The following is an 18109-nucleotide window of genomic DNA, read 5'->3' as shown; positions in this document are numbered from 1 at the left end:
TAATAGCATAAACAGTTAAATTGTAATTGCTTAAAAAGAGTTCAAGAATACACGGGTTTCCACCTCAAACAAGCATCATGAACTCCAAGCCGTATTCCCCAAACACCCATCCAGCCACCAAAAACACCCCGCCCTGGCTGGGCCTGTCCGTGCTACTTCTGGCGGGCTTCGTCACCATTTTTGATCTATTCGTCGTCAATGTCGCTATCCCCAATATTCAGAGCCAACTGGGTGCCAGCTTTAGCCAGATCGGCTTTATCGTGGCGGGCTACGAACTGGCTTTTGGCGTGCTGCTCATTACAGGCGGACGGCTGGGCGATTTATTTGGCCGACGCAGACTCTTTATCATCGGCATGGCGAGTTTTACGCTGGCGTCGGCCCTATGCGGTCTGGCACCCACTGCTTTTTTATTGATCATCGCCAGAGTATTGCAGGGCCTGGCTGCCGCCCTGCTCTTTCCCCAGGTCTATGCTTCCATTCGGGTCAACTTTGAAGGCGATCACAGCCGCCGCGCCTTTGGCTTGCTGGGCATGACCCTGGGGCTAGCCGCCATTGCCGGGCAAATACTGGGAGGCTGGCTAGTTCATGCCGACCTGTTCGGCCTGGGTTGGCGCAGCATTTTCCTGATCAATATCCCCATAGGGCTGCTGGCCATTTCCTTGGCCCGCTATATCCCTGAAACCCGAGCCCCGCACGGCCAAGGGCTAGATAGTACAGGCGTAGTCCTGATCAGCCTTGCCCTGAGCCTGCTACTGATCCCCCTGATCCAAAGTTCGGAGCACGGCTGGCCTGCCTCCAGCCTGGCCGCTCTGGCCGCAGCCGGCTTACTATTCGTCATTTTTTACAAGCAACAAGAAAGGCGCCGATGCGCAGGACACCCACCCTTGGTGGATATGCAGCTTCTGGCACAGCCCCGTTTTGCCTTGGGAGCCCTACTGGTCTTGTTGGTGTACTCCACCGCCAGCTCTTTCTTTCTCTGCTTTGCTCTTTTGCTGCAAAGTGGGCTGGGCTTAAGTCCGTTCCACGCGGGCAGTATTTTCGCCCCCGCCAGCGTGGGCTTTGTGGCAGCCTCTCTCAGTGCACCACGACTTGTTACACGCTACGGCACCCGTGTGATTACGCTTGGCGCTGCTGGCTACGCCGTCTCGTTTGCCTGGCTGATCGGCCAGGTTGCCTGGGCAGGCGCACAGACAGAACCCGTCCACCTGATTCCGGCCTTAATTTTTTTAGGAGCCTGCCAAGGTTTGATCATGACCCCCTTGTTGAATCTGGTTCTGGGTTTTGTAAACGAGGCCCAGGCAGGCATGGCATCAGGCGTCATTTCCAGCATCCAGCAGGTGGGAGCCGCCCTTGGGGTTGCCGTCGTTGGACTGCTCTTTAATGCAGGACAAAACGCTAGCAGCGCTGCCGCATCCCAGGCGGAACAATATGCCTCTGCCTTTGTAATCGGCCTGAGCTACAACCTGCTGGCCTCCGTACTGATCAGTCTTCTATTACTGGCTTTAAGCAGGGCTCATCAAGACGCGCAACAGACCTAAAAAACGGCCTTCTGTGTCCCCCCTCTGGCACACAGGGGCCGACATCACATTTTGCGCAACTTCCGCCACAAAGTGCTGCGACTGATCCCTAGTTGCTGGGCGGCCAGGGCGCGATTCCCACCACACTCTTCCAGCACCTTGGCCAGATGCTCCTGTTCGCTGCGCTCTTGCTGATCGCGCAGCGCTGGCATGGCAGGCTCGGCCACCACCGCCCGCAACTCCGGCGCAATATCTTCCAGCACCACAGCCTGATCGCCTTGCACTGTGCCCAGGACCATCAAACGTTCGATCAGGTTTTCCAGCTCGCGGATATTGCCGGGCCAGGAGTAGTGACGACCCAGCTCCAACAACTCAGCCAGCCAATCCGGATTCAGTGTTACAGCCCCACCCAGACGCTGGGCCACTTTTGCCAAGAGATGCTCCACCAGTTCCGGCAAATCCTGTGTACGCCGACGCAAGGGCGGCAAACGCAGCACCAGAATATTCAAACGATAAAACAGATCCTGACGGAACACGCCTTCTTTAACTTGCGCGGCCAGATCCCGGTGAGTGGCCGCAATCACACGTACATCCACCGGCGTGGGTTCAATCGCCCCAATACGCAGGACTTCTTTTTCTTGCAGCACACGCAGCAAACGAGTTTGCAAGGGCAAGGGCATTTCCCCGATCTCGTCCAGAAACAGGGTGCCAGTGTGAGCCGCTTCCACCAGCCCGACTTTGCCGCCCCGGCTGGAGCCTGTAAATGCGCCTTCTACATAGCCGAACAGCTCGCTTTCCAGCAGGCTGTCGGGGAAAGCGGCACAGTTCACCGCTACAAAGGGCTGTGCGCGTCTGGCACTGGCACTATGAATCCCTTGAGCCAGCAGTTCCTTACCTGTACCACTCTCGCCGATAATCAGGGTGGTCGCCGTGCTTTGTGCACACGCCTGAGCCTGGGCACGCAGCTTGTACATGGGCGAACTTTGCCCCACCAGATCGGATAACTCGTACCGGGCATGACGCGATGCCACTTGCTGACTGCGTGAACGCAAACTGCGGTCCAATCGCTGAATCGCAGCCGGGTCCTGGCATAGCAGCACGGCCCCGCTCAACCGCCCCTGCTCCAAAATCGGCATACGGGTCACAATCGCGGTGCGACCAGCCACTTGCTGCACCGTATCCAGTTGCACTTCCAGGCTGCGCAGCGTACCGGCCAGATCCAGTTCGGGGTACAAGGAACCCAAGCGGCGGCCAATCACGGCTTGGGCGGGTTGGCCCAACCAGGCCTCCATGGCCGGGTTAACGGTTTCAATCCGCTCGTCCCTGTCCACTGACACCACACCGTCACGCAACTGCGCCAGAATCGTATTCAAGCGATCCCGACGGGCCGCTTCAGCGCGCGCAACACGGGCCAGTTCGATAGCGGATTCCAGCGCCTGGCGAACGGCTCCTTGTGAATACAGCAGCACGCCCTCCATTTGATTCTCACGCGCCAGATCCACCACCAGACCGGGGGCCAGCACCCACTCCACGCCCAGTTCTTTCAAATCCTGAACACAGCTACGTGCATCAGCCTCGCTGCGATAGCTGCGTAGCTCCACGGGCAGATCAAAACGCTGCACGAACTCCATTAGTTCCAGCGGCATTTCGCCATAGGTCACCACGGCTTTACGCTCGGCCTGTGCCGAGGCCAGACTGCCCATAATGTCAAAGCCACCCGGATGCACCAGCACCACCGGCAAGTCCAGATGCTCACGCAAATAACTGCCGTTGGAACCAGCGGACACCAGAACGTCGATTGCACCGGTTTGTCGCAAAACCTGCACGGCTTGCACAGCCTCGCCATAGGCTTTGTCCACGATCAGGATTTCGGCCTGGGCGCGGAACTGCGGCACCAACTCTTCCAAGAGAGAACGCAGTCCATGCAGGCCAAAAGCCACCAGACGCAGCCGAGCAGGAGGGGAGGAAGGATAAGGCATGTGATTTCACCCAGGCATCAACAATGCGACATTGTTTCAAATTACGTTTCAATATTGAAACACAAAACAATGAAATACCGTATTTGCAAAAAAGAGGGACACCTGCGAGCGATCAAGACATTCCCGCCTCGTCTGGCTTCAGAGCTTTCATCATCTCCACCGCTGAACTTGGCACAGCATTTGCTTTAGAAGTAATAACCCATCGCAGCATCACGCTGACGACATTTTCTTATCTTGTGATCTGGAGCCCCAAATGAGCCAAAACCAACTGACATCGGCAGGCGCCCGTTTTCGCCAGGCCCTGCGTGAAGAACAGCCTTTGCAAATCATCGGCGCCATCAACGCCAACCACGCTTTGTTGGCCCAACGCGCCGGCTACCGCGCCATCTACTTGTCGGGTGGCGGTGTAGCGGCTGGCTCTTTGGGCTTGCCTGATCTGGGCATCAACACCCTGGATGACGTGCTGACTGACATTCGCCGCATCACCGATGTATGCGATCTGCCATTGATGGTGGACATTGATACCGGCTTTGGTGCTTCGGCCTTTAACATCGCCCGCACGATCAAAAGCCTGATCAAGTTCGGCGCCGCCGCTTGCCACATCGAGGACCAGGTGGGTGCCAAGCGTTGCGGTCACCGCCCCGGCAAAGAAATCGTCAGCACCGGCGAAATGGCAGACCGTGTAAAGGCCGCTGTTGACGCCCGTACCGACCCAGAATTTTTCATCATGGCTCGTACCGACGCGATTGCGGTTGAAGGTGTGGACGCCGCCCTGGAACGTGCCCAGGCTTGCGTGCAAGCGGGTGCAGACGGCATTTTTGCTGAAGCCTGCTACGACCTGGACACATACCGCCGCTTTACCGAAACACTGGATGTGCCTGTGCTGGCCAACATTACCGAGTTCGGTCAGACCCCGCTGTTCACCGTGGAAGAACTGGCGTCGGCCAATGTCGCCATGGTGCTCTACCCCCTGTCCGCCTTCCGCGCCATGAACAAGGCCGCCGAAACTGTCTACCAGGCGATCCGTCGTGACGGACATCAAAAAAATGTCATCGATTTGATGCAGACTCGTGAAGAACTGTACGATCGTATCGGCTACCATGCTTACGAGCAAAGCCTCGACAAGCTGTTCCAGAAAAACAAGAAGTCCTGAGCCCCCACAGGCTCCCGCCCGGCCCTTTGACAGGGCCTTTGCGCGGGTAAAACCCCATTTAGCAGCCAGCCTCGTGCTGGCTGCCCAGCAACCAGGAGACCTTTATGAGCAGTACTGAGAACACCCCTAGCACTGGCTTCAAGCCCAAGAAATCTGTTGCCCTGTCTGGCGTTGTGGCAGGCAATACCGCCTTGTGCACGGTCGGTCGCAGCGGCAATGATCTGCACTACCGCGGCTACGATATCTTGGATCTGGCCCAGGCTTGCGAATTTGAGGAAGTAGCGCATTTGCTGATTCACGGCAAATTGCCCAACCGCGACGAACTGCGCGCGTACAAGCAAAAGCTCAAGCGCCTGCGCGGCCTGCCCCTGGCCCTGCAAACCGCTCTGGAAACCCTGCCTGCCCACAGCCACCCCATGGACGTGATGCGCACCGCCGTATCGGTTCTGGGCTGCGTGCTGCCTGAAAAAGACGACCACAACCTGCCCGACGCGCGCGACATTGCCGACCGTCTGATGGCTTGCCTGGGTTCAGCCCTGCTGTACTGGTACCACTACAGCCACAACGGCGAAATGATTGATGTGCAAACCGACGATGACAGCATCGGCGCGCACTTCCTGCACCTGCTGCATGGCGAAAAGCCCTCGGCCGAGTGGGAAAAAGCCATGCATGTGTCGCTGAACCTGTACGCCGAGCACGAGTTCAACGCCTCCACCTTTACCAGCCGCGTGATCGCCGGTACGGGTTCGGACTTCTACTCCGCGATTGCCGGTGCGATCGGCGCTCTGCGCGGTCCCAAGCACGGCGGTGCCAACGAAGTGGCTTTTGAAATCCAGAAGCGCTACGAGACACCTGACCAGGCTGAAGAAGACATCCGCAAGCGCGTGGAAAACAAGGAAGTCATTATTGGCTTCGGTCACCCCGTCTACACCATCTCCGACCCACGCAACGAAGTGATCAAATCGGTGGCCAAAGAGCTGGCCGTGGCCGATGGCAACACCCGCATGTACGACATTGCCGAGCGTCTGGAAAGCGTGATGTGGGAAGTGAAAAAAATGTTCCCCAACCTGGACTGGTTCTCGGCCGTGTCCTACCACACCATGGGCGTGCCTACCGCCATGTTCACGCCTTTGTTCGTGATCGCGCGTACGGCTGGCTGGGCGGCTCACGTGATTGAGCAGCGCGTGGACAACAAGATTATTCGTCCTACCGCCAACTACATTGGCCCTGAAAACCAAAGCTTTGTGCCTCTGGACCAGCGCCCATAAGTCACAGATCCTGGGCTATTATTCGCCTGTGATCTAACTCACGGCCCCGCTGCATTACGCACGCGGGGCCGTCTTGCTGGTGACTTCCATGCTCTCTGAATTTGTACGCTACGCCCTGCCGCTAGCCGGCACTCTGATGATTGCCTGTGCCCTGACCACACTAGTGTCCGGTGCTTATTTATTGCTGTTCAATCTGCGCCGCAGCAACCAGGTGCTACGCCACCCTTATCTGGACCAGTACCCCTGGGAAAAACTCAGTTTCCCCCTGAAGGCCGGCATACTGCTGGATTATTTTTTACGGCTGAATTTTCCCAAACGCCAAAGCTCGCTGTTTGGCAATGCCAACCGTTTGCTCAGGCACGTCCAGCCCGACGAGGTTCCCATGGGCGTCAAATGGCCCCTGATGGGACTGTGGGGCGGCTGCTTTCTGGGCATGATCAGCATGCTGGCCGTTTGGATTCTAATCGCCCTGCACTCCAACCCCACTTGAAGGAGCCCGCCTTGACCACCGAGATCCACCACGACCCGCAAGCACATCTGTTTTACTGCGATGTTGAAAACCTGCGCAGCGTGATCGAATACGAACTGGATGATGCCATCATGAGCATCACCCATACGCGCGTGCCACCCGAACTGGAAGGCCGCGGCATTGCAGGGCAACTGACCCGCTTTGCACTGGAGACGGCGAAAAACCAACAGTGGAAAGTACGCCCGATTTGCAGCTATGCCGTGGTCTATCTACGCCGCCACCCTGAATACGCCGACTTGCAGGCCTGAACCCAGCAATATTCAGCCTTTCGCAAGTCTTATATAAGATATAAGACCATTGCTTCGCTGTGCGCTTCAAATTACAATTGGGGCAACACGCGATTTATTGCATTTTCATATCAACCATTTACCGATAGGCACCCGCACTATGCTGGACTCTTACCGCGAACATGTTGCCGAGCGCGCTGCTCTGGGCATTCCCCCGCTGCCTTTGTCAGCTCAGCAGACCGCCGAGCTGATCGAGCTCATCAAGAACCCACCTGCCGGTGAGGAAGCATTTCTGGTCGACCTGCTGACGCACCGCGTCCCCGCCGGTGTAGACGATGCTGCCAAAGTCAAAGCCTCTTACCTGGCCGCTATCGCGCTGGGCACAGAAACCTGTGCCTTGATCAGCCGCGAGCGAGCCACTGAGCTGCTGGGAACCATGCTGGGTGGCTACAACATCAGCCCTCTGATCGATCTGCTGGATTCGCCCGAACTGGGCCAGATCGCTGCCAACGGTCTGAAAAACACCCTGTTGATGTTTGACTCGTTCCACGACGTTCAGGAAAAAGCCGAAAAGGGCAATGCCTTTGCAAAAGAAGTGCTGCAAAGCTGGGCCGACGGCGAGTGGTTCACCAGCCGTCCTGAAGTCCCCGAAAGCCTGACCGTCACTGTTTTCAAAGTCACCGGCGAGACCAACACGGACGATCTGTCCCCCGCCCCTGACGCCTGGAGCCGCCCGGACATTCCGCTGCACGCGCTGGCCATGCTGAAGAACCCACGCCCAGGTATCGAACCTGAAGAGCCCGGCAAGAAAGGCCCTGTCAGCTTTATCGAATCCCTGAAAGAAAAGGGCCACCTGGTTGCCTACGTAGGCGACGTGGTCGGTACCGGCTCTTCGCGTAAATCGGCTACCAACTCCGTGTTGTGGTTCACCGGCCAAGACATTCCTTTCGTTCCCAACAAGCGCTTTGGTGGCGTATGTCTGGGCAGCAAGATTGCTCCTATCTTCTACAACACAATGGAAGATGCCGGTGCCTTGCCTATCGAGCTGGACGTTTCCAACATGGAAATGGGCGACGTGGTTGAGCTGCGTCCCTACGAAGGCAAAGCCTTCAAAAATGGCGAACTGATCTCCGAATTCCAGGTCAAGTCCGACGTGCTGTTCGACGAAGTGCGTGCTGGTGGCCGTATTCCCCTGATCATTGGCCGTGGCCTGACCACCCGTGCTCGTGAAGCACTGGGTCTGCCCCCAACCACCCTGTTCCGCCTGCCACAAAGCCCTGCCGACTCCGGTAAAGGCTTCTCCCTGGCCCAGAAGATGGTTGGCCGTGCTTGCGGCCTGCCTGAAGGTCAAGGCGTGCGCCCCGGTACTTACTGCGAACCACGCATGACCACCGTTGGCAGCCAGGACACTACAGGCCCAATGACTCGCGACGAACTGAAAGACCTGGCTTGCCTGGGCTTCTCGTCCGATCTGGTGATGCAGTCCTTCTGCCACACCGCCGCTTACCCCAAACCTGTGGACGTTAAAACTCACCACGAACTGCCTGCTTTCATCAGCACGCGTGGTGGTGTTTCCCTGCGTCCAGGCGACGGTATCATCCACTCCTGGTTGAACCGCATGTTGTTGCCCGATACCGTGGGAACTGGTGGCGACTCGCACACCCGTTTCCCTATCGGCATCAGCTTTCCCGCCGGTTCCGGTCTGGTGGCCTTTGCTGCGGCTACCGGTGTGATGCCTCTGGACATGCCAGAATCCGTACTGGTGCGCTTCAAGGGCGAAATGCAGCCCGGCGTCACGCTGCGTGACCTGGTTAACGCCATTCCTCTGTACGCCATCAAGCAAGGCTTGCTGACCGTGGAAAAAGCCGGCAAGAAGAACATCTTCTCCGGTCGCATCCTGGAAATCGAAGGTCTGCCTAACCTGAAGATCGAACAGGCTTTCGAGCTGTCCGACGCGTCGGCTGAGCGTTCCGCCGCTGCATGTACCGTTCGTCTGAACAAAGAGCCCATCATCGAATACCTGAACAGCAACATCACGCTGCTCAAGTGGATGATTGCCAATGGCTACGAGGACGAGCGCACTATCTCGCGTCGTATCAAGAACATGGAAGCCTGGCTGGCCAACCCTGAGCTGCTGGAACCCGATGCAGACGCTGAGTACGCGGCTGTTATCGACATCGACCTGGCTGAAATCCACGAACCTATCGTCGCTTGCCCCAACGACCCTGATGACGTGAAAACCATGTCCGACGTGTCCGGCACCGTGATCGACGAAGTGTTTATCGGTAGCTGCATGACCAACATCGGTCACTTCCGTGCTGCCTCCAAGCTGCTGGAAGGCAAGCGCGACATTCCAACCCGTCTGTGGGTCGCTCCTCCGACCAAGATGGACCAGCAACAGTTGAGCGAAGAAGGCCACTACGGCGTTCTGGGCGTGGCTGGTGCTCGTATGGAAATGCCCGGTTGCTCGCTGTGCATGGGTAACCAGGCACAGGTTCGCGAAGGCGCCACTGTCATGTCCACCAGTACCCGTAACTTCCCCAACCGTCTGGGCAAGAACACCAACGTGTTCCTGGGTTCGGCTGAACTGGCCGCCATCTGCTCGCGTCTGGGTCGCATCCCGACCCGCGAAGAGTACCTGGCCGACATGGGTGTCCTGCAAGCCAATAGCGAAGACATCTATCGCTACATGAACTTCGACCAGATCGAAGAGTTCAAGGAAATTGCTGACTCCGTAGGTCTGTAAGCCCTAGCGCTTGCAAAAAACGCCTTCGCCGCTTCATGCGGCGAAGGCGTTTTTCTTTGCCCCTTTGAAATGATCCCCCTGTCAAGACACAGACAAAAAAGCCTGGGTATCAAGCGTCAGCCGACGTTGGCCGTGCACATATGCACGATTGGCTGCCCACGGGTATACCCCTACTGTCATTGTGGTTACTCCTTATGTACGTCTGGCGTTTGAATCGCCTATAAAGCTGAAAGCAAACTGAAGAAAAGCTGAAAAACAGTATCGGATTGCTGCAGTTTGCTCTCGAACGCTTACAGCCACTTCGGAGACACACCTCATGAGAAACAGGATCAAAAAAAGCACCGCGCCACACGAACACACTGGCGCATCTCGGCGCAAGTTCCTGGGCGGTGCGGCAGTCGGCACCGCGGCTGCAGCAACGATGGGCTTTCCTGCCATCGCTCGCGCGCAGGGTCCCATCAACTTCCGCTTTCAAAGCACTTGGCCCACCGTCGACATCTTCCACGAATTCGCCCTCGATTTTGCCAAGAAAATCAACGATATGACCGGTGGAGACCTGAAAATCGAAGTCTTGCCCGCCGGGGCAGTGGTACCGGCCTTTGGCCTGCTGGATGCCGTCTCCAAGGGAACGCTGGACGGCGGCCACGGCGTACTGGGTTACAACTACGGCAAGCAAAATGCCCTGGCTTTATTTTCGTCTGGTCCGGCCTTCGGCATGGACGCCAATATGGTGCTGGCATGGCACAAATACGGTGGCGGCAAGGAGTTGCTGGCCAAGCTGTACGATGCCATCGGTGGCAATGTCGTCTCGTTCCTGACCGGCCCGATGCCCACACAACCGTTCGGCTGGTTCAAAAAACCCATCGCCAAGACCGAAGACCTCAAGGGCCTGAAATTCCGTACCAATGGCCTGGCTATCGACCTGTTCACCGAAATGGGGGCTGCCGTCAACGCGCTGCCAGGCGGTGAAATTGTCCCCGCCCTGGACCGCGGCCTGCTCGATGGTGCCGAGTTCAACAACGCCACATCAGACCGCGCCCTGGGTTTTCCGGACGTGTCCAAGGTCTGCATGCTGCAAAGCTTTCACCAGGCCTCCGAAACCTTCGAGATCATGTTCAACAAGGACAAATACAACGCCTTGCCGACACAACTGAAAGCCATTGTCGACAACGCGGTCGAGGCCTCATCGGCCGACATGTCCTGGAAGGCGGTTGACCGTTACTCGCAAGACTACCAGCGCCTGCAAAAGGAAGACGGCGTCAAATTCTACAAAACGCCCGACGCCATCTTGCAGCAACAACTGGTTGTTTGGGACCAGATCATCGCCAAAAAGGCGGAGACCAACCCCCTCTTCAAGGAAATCGACGCGTCGCAACGCGCATTCGCGGCACGTGCCATGGCGTGGGACATGGACACCAACAATAACCGTCGTATGGCCTACAACCACTACTTCGGCCGCAAGGCCCCCCAAGCCTAAAGCTAGCTCCTATCGGCAATCGTACCGCGTCATCCCGTCTACTCGGATGTGGATGACGTCTCCTCCCTGACTCCAGGCCGGCCGCGCCCAAAGCCGCAGTCGACACACATCAGACCCTTTCCGCGCCAGCAAGGTGACCCGACCATGCAGAAAATCCTGGCCTTTATCGACCGGTTCAATACGTGGATAGGCCAGTTGTTCGGCTGGCTAATCCTGGCATTGACCCTGTTCGTTTCCTTCGAGGTTTTCTCTCGATACGTTTTATCCAACCCGCACGCCTGGGCCTTTGACATGATGAACATGCTGTATGGCAGCCTGTTCATGATGGCCGGTGCCTATACGCTCTCCAAGAACGGCCATGTCCGTGGGGATGTGCTGTACGGTTTTTTCCCGCCCCGCCTGCAGGCGGGTCTGGACTTGGTCCTGTACATCCTGTTTTTTATTCCCGGTGTGGTCGCCATGTTCTGGGCCGGCTACTACTTCGCTGCCGAGTCGTGGGCCATCATGGAGCACTCGAACATTACGGCTAACGGACCGCCCATCTACCCGTTCAAAGCCATCATCCCGCTGGCAGGCTTGTGCCTTCTACTGCAAAGCTTTGTGGAAATGGTGTACTGCGTGCGCTGTCTGCGGGACGGGAAATGGCCTTCGCGCGACAAGGACGTTGAAGAAGTCGATGTGGACAAGCTCATGGACATGGTGGACGTCAACAGCGACGATATTAAAAAACTGGATGCCTTTGTCAAAGTCGGCGGCAAAAAAGGGAGTCCGACATGAGAAAAGAAATCTGGTTCGGGCTTACTATCCTGATCGGCATTGTTCTGAGCATTGCCGTGTTCATGCCGGCACCTGCGGACATGACCAATGGTCATTTGGGCCTGCTCATGCTGGCCCTGATTGTCGTCACCATCATGCTGGGCTTTCCCACAGCCTTTACGCTGATGGGGATGGGAGTGATCTTTACCTGGCTTGCGTACCGCAACATGGGCACACAGCAAGCTATCCAGCAGACCCTGGACCTAATGGTTCTGCGCACCTACGCCGTCATGACCAACGATGTCCTGATTGCGGTGCCCTTGTTCATCTTCATGGGCTATCTGGTTGAACGCGCAAACCTGATCCAGAGCCTGTTCCAGGGCATGCACCTGGCCATGGCACGAATCCCTGGTTCGCTGGCGGTGGCCACTATTGCCACCTGCGCCATCTTTGCCACAGCCACTGGCATTGTAGGTGCGGTGGTGACTCTGATGGGGTTGCTGGCCATGCCCGCGATGCTGCGGGCGGGCTACAGCGTACAACTGACAGCCGGCTCCATTACTGCGGGAGGCTGCCTGGGTATTTTGCTGCCCCCCTCCGTGCTGCTAATCCTGTATGGCGCTGTCGCCGGTGTCTCGGTCGTGAAACTGTATGCTGGAGCCTTCTTCCCAGGCCTCTTGCTGGCCGTAATGTACGTGCTGTACGTGATCATCCTGGCCAAGCTCAAGCCCAGCGTCGCGCCCCCTCTTTCGGCGGAAGACCGCATTGTGCCACTGCCCGCCTTCGCGCAAACCATCAAGGAAACCATCACGGACCGTGCTGTGCCCGGCCTGATCAGCGCCATGAAGGGGCCTCGCAATGTCGATGTACCCATGAAGCTGCTGTTAAAAAATCTGGCAGTCGCCCTGCTGCCCGCTGCAATCTTCCTCGCTGTCATGGGCTTTAGCTATCAATCGGTCACCGCGCCCAAGACCGCCGAGCACTACGAACTGCAGGAAATGGGCGGCGGTTTCAGTAGTTTCGACAATGACTACAGTGGCGGCGGGCTGGCAGAACCTCCGGGGGCTGGCGGTCTGTCCGAACCCGAAGGTAGTGAGCCACTCGTTTCGCTGGGTACAAACGAGCTGGGTACAGAGGCTCCCGCCCCGCAGGCAGCAGCCACCGAAGAAGCCAGGACAGCAGAGCGCCAGGCTGCGCCGATGACCTTCTGGATCTTTCTGATCGTGGGCAGTCTGGCCTTGCTGTTCTACTACGCCATGCTGAATTTCGCTCGGCTGGAAATCTTCAAGATGCTGCTCAGCTCTTTCTTTCCGCTGACCATGCTGATTCTTGCCGTGCTGGGCAGTATCATCGTCGGCCTTTGTACCCCCACCGAGGCGGCGGCCTTGGGTGCCTTGGGCGGCATCCTGCTGGCCTTCGCCTATCGCCGCTTGAACTTTTCCATGGTGCGCGAATCGGTGTACCTCAGCGCCAAGACCAGTGCCATGGTCTGCTGGCTGTTCGTCGGCTCCAGTATCTTCTCGGCCGCCTTCGCCTTGCTGGGCGGCCAAGAACTGATCAATAACTGGGTGCTGTCGATGGATCTGACGCCCATCCAGTTCATGATCCTGGCTCAAGTTGTTATTTTCCTGCTGGGCTGGCCACTGGAATGGACGGAGATCATCATTATCTTCATGCCCATTTTCCTGCCGCTGCTGGCGCACTACCAGATCGATCCGCTGTTCTTCGGTCTGCTGGTCGCACTGAACCTGCAGACGGCATTTCTGTCGCCGCCGGTTGCCATGTCGGCCTTCTACCTGAAAGGCGTCTCGCCACCCCATGTCACCCTGAACCAGATTTTCCTGGGCATGCTGCCCTTCATGGGGATCCAGATCCTGGCGATTATCGTCCTGTACCTGTTCCCTGACATCGGCCTCTGGCTGCCCAGGGTACTGTACTGATCTCAGCTAAGTCGCATCACAACAGAAGCCGCCGCATTTCCGGATGCGGCGGTTTTTTGCCTCACGCTCCTTTCTAGGGAGCTTCCCTCATTCACACACCCCGGTCGTAGCAAAGGGTAAACTAAGCTGTCCCTCTACCGGTTTTGTATGTCCATGTCGCAACTCAACTCCAAACTGCTCGCCCAACAACCCAAAGAAATCCAGCGGCTGCTCAATTACACGGACGCGCTGGTTCGTTCTGGCTCGCAGATCGAAGACCGCTACTGGCAAGGGCTGACCGCCAAATTGCTGGACAAGCTCTATAGCGGACGACGTAATACGGCTGTTGAACAGACGCTGGAACTGCTGGGCAGCCAACAGCAAAGTCAGCATTACGAAATTTTAATGGAACTGGCCGAGTCCCACGCCGAATGTCAGCAAATCGAGCATGAAGGCGTGTTGTACGACGCCTTGCTGTTTTCAGCTCCGCTGACCGCCTGGACACGCTATCAATTACCCCAAGGCGAACTCAAGCCCCAACAGCACAAGGAACTGGAAGAGTCCTTACGCGCCACCGTTCTGGCCGAAGGCACGATGTGCGCCCTGCTGCCCAATCTGGTCAATTACGACGAGATGCCGCAAACCTATCAGCAAGCCTACGCCTGGACGCGCAGCCTGACCGCGCAAGCCTTGGGCCGCAGCCAAGACCCTGCCCCTGTAAACAAGCCAGAAGAAGCCAGCAGCCTGCTGGCCGACGCCCGCTTTCTGATTGGCGTAGTCATGGCTCCGGTAGGCCAAGCCCTGTTTCGCTGGCAGCAATCCAGCGACAATCTGCAAGCTGAGCACCTGCGTTGCGTCGAACAATGGGTAGCGCGTTATTCCGCCATCGTCACGCCTTTGTTTACCGGCTGCCAACTGCAGTTTCTGGCTCCTAACGCGTATTACATGAACAACCGCGAGTCGGACCGTGAGATTCGCCCACTGGCTCTGAAGGCTGGCATCACCTGGCTGCAAACGGCGGTCAAGCTCTCGCCCGACCAACTGCGTGCCGTCATCGTCGCCTGCGGTGAAGAGCAGATTGAAGAGTACCGCGTGGGCTTTAGCACCATTTCCTCGCCTACCGTCATTTATGGTTGTATCTGGCCTGTATTAAGTCAGGAAGAGGCCGAGTCCTCTTTCCACAGCGATGACCATGTCGACATCCCGGACGTCATTGCTGCCCTGCTCAGTACCCTGGGCCTGGTCCAGATTCAGCGCCTGCCGGGCCTACACTCCACCGAGACCTGCGACGATTGCAACGCGCCTTTCTTTCCGGACATTAACGGCGAGATGCAGCACCCGGAACTGCCGGACGAAATCGATCTGGACCCCGTACAACTGCACTAAATTGAACACCGCTACTGTTTCCCAGCCTGTATCCATAGACCTGTTTTGCCGTGTTATCGACAATCTGGGGGATATAGGCGTGTGCTGGCGGCTGGCCCGTCAGTTGGCTGCCAGACCCGAGGTCGCCCAGCTACGCCTGTGGGTGGATGATCTGCACAGCTTTAGCCGCATCCAGTCCGAAATCCAAAGCAGCCTGCAAAGCCAGCGTCTACAAGGTGTAGATATCGAACATTGGCACAACGCGCGCCAAGACTACCCCGCGCCACACCCCTTCGTCATCGAGGCCTTTGCCTGCGAGCCGCCCGAGACCATGACTCGGCAACTGAAGGCCGACAGCAATGTGTGGATCAATCTGGATTACCTAAGCGCCGAGCCCTGGGTACAGGGCTGCCACGGCCTGCCCTCCCCGCAAGCAGGTGGGGCGAACAAATATTTCTTCTTTCCCGGCTTTGTCCCGCAAACAGGGGGCCTGCTGCGTGAAAGCGATCTGCTGGCCCGCCGCGACACCTTCTTGAAGGACGATACGGCCTATCAGGCCATGCTGAACCGTCTGGGCGTATCGCAGAAACACGTCCAAGCCCTGCTCCAGGGCGAGATGCAGCAAATGTTCCTGTTCTGCTATCCCGATGCACCCGTGCTGGCTCTGCCCGAAGTGCTGTCCTCGCTACAGCAGAAAACCCTGCTGCTGGTGCCCGAGTCCGTTGCCCAGCACCTCCCGGAATTAGCCAAAGGCCACCTGCTGATCCAACGCATCCCTGCTGTGAATCAGGCCGACTTTGATGTCCTGCTATGGCGTAGCGCACTGAATATAGTACGTGGCGAAGATTCCCTGGTACGTGCCATCTGGGCCGGGCAACCCATGCTGTGGCAGCCCTACGTACAGGAAGAACAGGCCCATCTGGACAAGCTGCAAGCCTGGCTGGATACCGGCAATCTACCCGAGCCGGTTCAAGCCCTGCATCTGGCCTGGAGCAGTGCGGATCAGGCCGGCGCTGCCGCCGCCTTGCGCCGCAGTCTGGAACCGCAGGTGTTGCGTCTATGGCAACAAGAAGCCCGTGCATATAGTACAAAACTGGCTGAACAAGCCGATTTGGCCAGCAGTTTGCTGAGTTTTTACACCCAAGTCGCCCGAAAACGCTAAAATAACAGATTACTTCTTAAAAGCTCCCTGACACTGCGTTTGGCGGAGCCTGTCCCATTCGGAGTTTTTTTAATGAAAACCGCACAAGAACTGCGCGTTGGTAACGTCGCGATGGTCAATGGCGACCCTCTGGTCGTTCAGAAAACGGAATACAACAAATCCGGTCGCAACTCCGCCGTTGTCAAACTGAAGTTCAAGAACCTGCTGACCGGCTCGAACAGCGAAGCCGTGCACAAAGCTGACGAAAAATTTGAAGTTGTCCAGCTTGAAAAGCGCGAATGCACTTACTCCTACTTCGCTGACCCCATGTACGTCTTCATGGACGAAGAGTACAACCAGTACGAAATCGAAGCCGAAAGCATGGGCGACGCTCTGGACTACCTGGAAGAAAACATGTCCGTTGAGGCCGTTTTCTACGAAGGTCGTGCCATCTCGGTTGAACTGCCCACCATCATCGTGCGCGAAATCACCTACACCGAACCTGCCGTGAAAGGCGATACCTCCGGTAAAGTGCTAAAGCCCGCCAAGATCAACACAGGTACCGAAATCAGCGTGCCTCTGTTCTGCAACATCGGCGACAAGATCGAAATCGATACTCGCACTGGCGAATACCGCAGCCGCGTGATGTAAGAAAGACGTCGTGCCGCCCAGTGCGGTACGCGCAAAAAAAGGGGCTGTTTTTACAGCCCCTTTTTCCTGCCTGCCAGATTCACCGAGTGGCCTTCTGGGCAGGGCAACGGCAGACTTGATACCACTAACTTTAACGAACACAGTATTCAGTCCGCCAGCTCTTACCTCGCCCCAAACGCCTCTTCAAAAATACCCACAATCGTCTTCTTATCCGTCTGAATCGGATTAGTCGCTCCACACACATCCTTGAGTGCGTTCTCAGCCAGAACTGAGAAATCTTCCCGCTTCACTCCCAGCTCTTCCAGCGACTTCGGAATCCCCACAATATCGGCCAGCTTTTTAATTGCTGCAATCACATCCAGACCTTTGAGGTCAGGATTGTTGTCCGACAATATCTTACCCAGTTCGTCCAAACGCCCTTTTACCGCTTGCATATTGAAAGCCTGCACATGCGGCAGCAGCAGGGCATTGCAAACACCATGCGGCAGGTCGTAGAAACCACCTAACTGGTGAGCCATAGCATGCACATAGCCCAGCGACGCGTTATTGAATGCCATCCCTCCCAAAAACTGGGCATACGCCATCTGTTCACGGGCTTTTTTGTTATGCGGCTCACGCACCGCGATAGGCAAGTATTTAGCAACCAGCTCGACAACTTTCACCGCACAGGCGTCGGTAATGGGAGTGGCAATGGTCGATACATAGGCTTCGACTGCGTGAGTCAGGGCATCCATGCCGGTGGCAGCGGTTAGCGAGGCGGGCATGCCTTCCATCAGTTCTGAGTCATTCACTGACAAGAACGGAGTAATGTGACGGTCGATGATCGCCATCTTCACGTGACGGGTTTCGTCGGTAATGATGGTAAAGCGTGTCATCTCTGACGCTGTGCCAGCGGTGGTATTAATGGCTAGCAGCGGCAGTTGTGGCTTGGCGGACTTATCGACTCCTTCATAGTCGGCAATCTTGCCACCGTTACTGGCAACCAGGGCCACACCTTTGGCACAGTCGTGGGAGGAGCCGCCGCCCAGGGAGACAATCATATCTGCACCGTGTGCTTTCAGCGCTTCCAAGCCTGCATTGACGTTACCTACAGTGGGATTGGGCTGTACCTGATCAAAAATCGCTGTATCGATACCCTGCGCAATCAGCTTGTCTGCCACCAGTTTAGCCATACCCAATTTGGCCAGGTCAGAGTCTGTGATGATCAAGGCCTTTTTGAAGCCCATCCTCCCAACAATCGGCATAGCCTGATCCAAGGCGCCGGGGCCCAGAACATTGTGTGGGGTCATGAAAAACTCAGAGACAGTCATTGTGCGTACTCCTAATTAACGATAGAAGAAGCTCCTTGCCGCTTCAAGGCAATACGCATTGAAAGCGCGCA

14 protein-coding genes are annotated in these 18109 nt (G+C 56.9%); 12 read left to right on the top strand and 2 right to left on the bottom strand.

Features of this window, described 5'->3' with window-relative positions:
- Positions 1 to 77: 77 nt before the first annotated feature.
- Positions 78 to 1538, top strand: coding sequence for an MFS transporter (locus AB7E06_RS01700; protein ID WP_427954852.1), 1461 nt, complete (start codon positions 78 to 80; stop codon positions 1536 to 1538).
- A 44-nt stretch (positions 1539 to 1582) separates the two neighbouring features.
- On the opposite strand, the gene prpR is transcribed toward AB7E06_RS01700, so the two are convergent.
- A complete protein-coding gene (prpR, locus tag AB7E06_RS01695; RefSeq protein ID WP_094195943.1) occupies positions 1583 to 3496 on the bottom strand; it encodes a propionate catabolism operon regulatory protein PrpR in 1914 nt (637 codons plus the stop codon).
- A 253-nt stretch (positions 3497 to 3749) separates the two neighbouring features.
- Here prpR and prpB point away from each other — a divergent pair, with 253 nt between their 5' ends.
- The 11 genes from prpB (at position 3750) to efp (ending at position 16728) form a co-directional block, all read left to right on the top strand.
- Positions 3750 to 4649, top strand: coding sequence for a methylisocitrate lyase (gene prpB, locus AB7E06_RS01690; RefSeq protein WP_346549119.1), 900 nt, complete (start codon positions 3750 to 3752; stop codon positions 4647 to 4649).
- Positions 4650 to 4753: 104 nt separating this feature from the next.
- On the top strand, positions 4754 to 5917 hold the full coding sequence (gene prpC, locus AB7E06_RS01685) for a bifunctional 2-methylcitrate synthase/citrate synthase (protein ID WP_094195942.1): 1164 nt from the start codon (positions 4754 to 4756) through the stop codon (positions 5915 to 5917).
- A gap of 88 nt (positions 5918 to 6005) precedes the next feature.
- A complete protein-coding gene (locus tag AB7E06_RS01680; protein WP_094195941.1) occupies positions 6006 to 6407 on the top strand; it encodes a hypothetical protein in 402 nt (133 codons plus the stop codon).
- 11 nt (positions 6408 to 6418) lie between these two features.
- Positions 6419 to 6694, top strand: coding sequence for a GNAT family N-acetyltransferase (locus AB7E06_RS01675; RefSeq protein WP_094198281.1), 276 nt, complete (start codon positions 6419 to 6421; stop codon positions 6692 to 6694).
- Positions 6695 to 6833: 139 nt separating this feature from the next.
- Complete coding sequence (acnB, locus tag AB7E06_RS01670) at positions 6834 to 9419, top strand: bifunctional aconitate hydratase 2/2-methylisocitrate dehydratase (RefSeq protein ID WP_094195940.1); 2586 nt, start codon at positions 6834 to 6836, stop codon at positions 9417 to 9419.
- Positions 9420 to 9735: 316 nt separating this feature from the next.
- Complete coding sequence (locus AB7E06_RS01665) at positions 9736 to 10896, top strand: TRAP transporter substrate-binding protein (protein ID WP_094195939.1); 1161 nt, start codon at positions 9736 to 9738, stop codon at positions 10894 to 10896.
- A 144-nt stretch (positions 10897 to 11040) separates the two neighbouring features.
- On the top strand, positions 11041 to 11673 hold the full coding sequence (locus AB7E06_RS01660) for a TRAP transporter small permease subunit (protein ID WP_094195938.1): 633 nt from the start codon (positions 11041 to 11043) through the stop codon (positions 11671 to 11673).
- Positions 11670 to 13592, top strand: coding sequence for a TRAP transporter large permease (locus AB7E06_RS01655; RefSeq protein WP_125276947.1), 1923 nt, complete (start codon positions 11670 to 11672; stop codon positions 13590 to 13592). Before AB7E06_RS01660 ends, AB7E06_RS01655 begins: the two co-directional genes overlap by 4 nt.
- A gap of 153 nt (positions 13593 to 13745) precedes the next feature.
- Positions 13746 to 14957 carry a DUF2863 family protein gene (locus AB7E06_RS01650; protein ID WP_230019144.1) on the top strand — a complete coding sequence of 404 codons (1212 nt, stop codon included), beginning with the start codon at positions 13746 to 13748 and terminating at the stop codon, positions 14955 to 14957.
- Between the two features lies 1 nt (position 14958).
- Complete coding sequence (gene earP / locus AB7E06_RS01645; RefSeq protein WP_427954846.1) at positions 14959 to 16098, top strand: elongation factor P maturation arginine rhamnosyltransferase EarP; 1140 nt, start codon at positions 14959 to 14961, stop codon at positions 16096 to 16098.
- 72 nt (positions 16099 to 16170) lie between these two features.
- On the top strand, positions 16171 to 16728 hold the full coding sequence (efp, locus tag AB7E06_RS01640; protein WP_003802564.1) for an elongation factor P: 558 nt from the start codon (positions 16171 to 16173) through the stop codon (positions 16726 to 16728).
- Positions 16729 to 16889: 161 nt separating this feature from the next.
- Here the strand turns inward: efp and AB7E06_RS01635 are convergent, their stop codons facing one another.
- Positions 16890 to 18038 carry an iron-containing alcohol dehydrogenase gene (locus tag AB7E06_RS01635; RefSeq protein ID WP_125276948.1) on the bottom strand — a complete coding sequence of 383 codons (1149 nt, stop codon included), beginning with the start codon at positions 18036 to 18038 and terminating at the stop codon, positions 16890 to 16892.
- Positions 18039 to 18109 lie beyond the last annotated feature (71 nt).

This window comes from Alcaligenes sp., assembly GCF_050255915.1.
GTDB lineage: Bacteria > Pseudomonadota > Gammaproteobacteria > Burkholderiales > Burkholderiaceae_B > Alcaligenes > Alcaligenes aquatilis.
The sequence above is the reverse complement of the archived record's forward strand: the minus strand, read 5'-3'. Positions and strand labels throughout refer to the sequence as shown.